Genomic DNA, 1089 nt, shown 5'->3' with positions numbered 1-1089 from the left:
AAGGCCACAAATTCCATATTTTTAGTCTATATTGTTAGCGATCTAATAGAGCTTAAGTAGAAATAGTAATATATAGGATGTTTTTATTCTTCAAAATAATAATTACTTATAGCTTTATACTCATAAGTTTGGACTAGGGACTGCAAAATGAAGTTACAACAGCTGCGTTATATTTGGGCAGTCGCTCACCCTGACCTTAATGTCTCGGCGACTGCGCAGAGTTTATATACNTCGCAGCCAGGAATTAGTAAGCAGATCCGACTGTTAGAAGATGAGCTTGGTGTCGAGGTGTTTTCTCGAAGTGGAAAGCATTTGACGCGAATTACTCCCGCCGGTGAGAAAATTCTCTCGGTGGCTGGTGATATCCTCTCTCATGTCGAGAATATTAAGAAAATAGCTCACGAGTTTAATGATAATCGCACCGGTGAGTTGACCGTAGCCACTACGCATACACAAGCGCGGTATGTTCTCCCGCCCATCATTAGTCGTTTTATGAAAAGTTATCCTGATGTTTCATTGCACATGCATCAGGGGACGCCCGCTCAGATCTCGGAGATGTGCTCGGATGGAGTCGTCGATTGCGCTATTGCGACGGAGGCGCTAAGTCAGCATGCGGACTTAATTATGATGCCTTGTTATCGTTGGAATCGCGTTGTGGTCGTACCCAAGAATCATCCTCTGCTGAGTGAATCTAAGCTCACGCTTGAGCGGTTGGCTGAGCATCCGATTGTGACGTATGTTCTTGGTTTTACAGGACGAGCAAAGCTCGATGAGGCTTTTTCTTCGAAAGGTTTGGAGCCAAATGTCGTATTCACGGCTTCTGATGCCGATGTTATCAAAACCTATGTCCGACTTGGTCTTGGAGTTGGCATTATTGCTTCGATGGCGTTTGATCCCGTAAGAGATTCAGACTTGGTGGCGATACCGGCAACAGACTTATTCCCTGATGCGATCACTAGTATTGCTTTGCGTAAAGGAACATTCATGCGCGGATTCATGTATGAGTTTTTAGCAGAATTTGCGCCGCATTTAACGCGAGACTTGGTTGATGAAGCTTTCTATAGTCATGCCCATAGAGAAGATGTGTCG

At 44.5% G+C, this 1089-nt stretch carries 1 protein-coding gene; it reads left to right on the top strand.

Annotation, left to right across the window (positions count from 1 at the left end; genetic code table 11):
- Window positions 1-147: 147 nt before the first annotated feature.
- A partial coding sequence (cysB, locus tag A3751_RS15590; protein ID WP_068457772.1) for an HTH-type transcriptional regulator CysB occupies window positions 148-1089 on the top strand: 942 nt, incomplete at its 3' end.

Source organism: Oleiphilus sp. HI0080 (assembly GCF_001635135.1).
This window is presented reverse-complemented; position numbering and strand designations above follow the sequence as displayed.